Genomic DNA, 2,015 nt, shown 5'->3' with positions numbered 1-2,015 from the left:
CCGCCGGCCCCTCGCTCCCCCGCCCACGCTCCGCGCGCCGACCGCGACCGTGTGCACGGGCGTGTTCGTGTGCACGGGCGTGTGCGACATGTGTACCGGGTGTGCCGTGCGCCGTGGGGGCGGTGTCGGAGTCGGTGCCCGTGGCCATCCGGGCGAGTAGCCGGACCGTCACGGACGGGGAGATCATCGCGTTGCCGGCCGCCGCGGCTCGTACGGCCTCGGTCAGCAGCGCCGGTGCGCCGTCCTTGAGCAGGAAGCCGCACGCGCCGTTGCGCAGCGCGCGGTAGACGTACTCGTCGAGGTCGAAGGTGGTCGCGATCAGCACCTTCAGCGGGTCCGCGACGCCCGGTCCCGCCAGCAGCCGGGTGGCGTCCAGCCCGTCGAGGCCGGGCATCCGGATGTCGAGCAGGCACACGTCCGGACGCAGGCTGCGGGCCTGCTCGACGGCGGACACGCCGTCCGCCGCCTCCGCGACGACCCTCAGGTCCGGCTGCGAGTCGAGGATCATGCGGAACGCGGCGCGGACCATCTCCTGGTCGTCGGCGATGAGTACCCGGATCGTCATGCCGGACATGTTCCCAGGTGCGCCGGCCCGGCTCAGCGGGTCGGGGCGGCGTCCTTGGCCGGCAGTACGGCCAGGACACGCCATCCGCCGCCCGGGCGCGGCCCTGTGGTGAGGGTTCCGCCGGTCTCCTCGACGCGCTCGGTCAGTCCGACGAGGCCGAACCCTCCACCGTCCGCGGGGCCGGACGGCACCGTGTCCGGGCGTCCGTCGTCGGTCACCCCCACCTCCACGGTGTCGTCCGGCCGCAGCGCCACCCGCACGGTGACGCGCGTGGCCCCGGCCGCGTGGCGGCGCACGTTCGTCAGCGACTCCTGCACCACCCGTTGCACGGTGATGCCCGTTTCCGGCGGCAGCGGCAGTTGGGCGAGCCGTGGGTCCAGGCTGAGTTCGGCCTGCGCCCCCGTACCGCCGAACTCGTCCACCAGGTCCCGCAACGCCTGCGGGTCACCCGGTGGACGCGTCGGCGCGGGCGCGGCGGTGTCCCGCAGCGAGGAGACCATCGCCCGCATCGACCCCAGCGCCTGCGAGCCGGCTTCCTCGATCTGCGCGAGCATCCGGTCCAGGTCCTCCACCGACGGCGCCTGACCCGCCCCGGCGGCGAAGCGCGCGGCGCGGGTTCGCGCGACGATGGCAGTGACGTGATGGGCGACGAAGTCGTGCAGGTCACGCGCGTAGCCCAGCCGCTGCTCCCGCAGGACGGCCTCCCGCTCCCGCGCGCGCAGCGCGTCCCACAGGCGCAGGCAGAGGCCGAACACGGCAGCGAACGGCACGCCGACGCAGGCGAGCAGCGCCATGATGCTCAGCGTCAGGCTGTCCCAGGTCTCGATGCGCAGCGGGAGCGCCACCGCCGCGACGGCGGACGCGGCACTCAGGGCCACCGCCTGCCGGGGCGGGCAGTGCCGTACGGCCCGGACGATCACCATCAGCAGTGCCCCGGCCTCCACCATGCCGGGCGTGTTCTCCGGGCGGTGAGTCGTCAGCGAACCCGCCGCGGTCGCCAGCGCGGAACCGGCCACCGCCCAGGCCGCCCGGCGCGGGAAGTGGCGCTGCCGTACCGCCGGCGCGCTCAGGCACAGCAGACCGGAGGCGATCGTCAGCGCAGCCACCGGCCAGAGCGGGGCGTTGAGCCCCTCCAGGACGACGAGCACGCCGAGCGCCGCGCCCGCCAGGCCCAGCAGTACGTGCCGTGGGCGGACTCGGACGGTAAGAGCGGAGATCATGCCAGGTCACGCTACGGCAACGCCGTCGAGTGCACCTCGGCCTTTCGGTCGAGGCGCCTCTCGGGGATTCGGCAGTTCGGTCGATCCGCCGCGCCCGGCGCAGACCACAGGATCGTCACGGCAGGCGCCACCCGGCCTGCGACCGGCACCCCGTGCGGAGGGACGGGCCACGAGTACGGGGCCGACCCTTCCGCTCCACCCGCTCACCTCAGTCCGTCATGGCCCCGTCC

At 74.5% G+C, this 2,015-nt stretch carries 2 protein-coding genes; both read right to left on the bottom strand.

What is annotated here, in order from left to right:
- Positions 1-574 (bottom strand): response regulator transcription factor (locus AB8Z75_RS34335; RefSeq protein WP_369208968.1); only part of this gene is annotated, 574 nt, incomplete at its 3' end.
- 23 nt (positions 575-597) lie between these two features.
- On the bottom strand, positions 598-1,785 hold the full coding sequence (locus AB8Z75_RS34330) for a sensor histidine kinase (RefSeq protein WP_369208966.1): 1,188 nt from the start codon (positions 1,783-1,785) through the stop codon (positions 598-600).
- Positions 1,786-2,015 lie beyond the last annotated feature (230 nt).

The organism is Streptomyces sp. PU-14G, from assembly GCF_041028275.1.
Lineage (GTDB): Bacteria > Actinomycetota > Actinomycetes > Streptomycetales > Streptomycetaceae > Streptomyces.
The sequence above is the reverse complement of the archived record's forward strand: the minus strand, read 5'-3'. Positions and strand labels throughout refer to the sequence as shown.

What these genes read in the sequence shown, in the direction of transcription:
- AB8Z75_RS34330 (WP_369208966.1), bottom strand. Translation starts at nt 1,785, where the DNA reads ATGATCTCCGCTCTTACCGTCCGAGTCCGCCCACGGCACGTACTGCTG.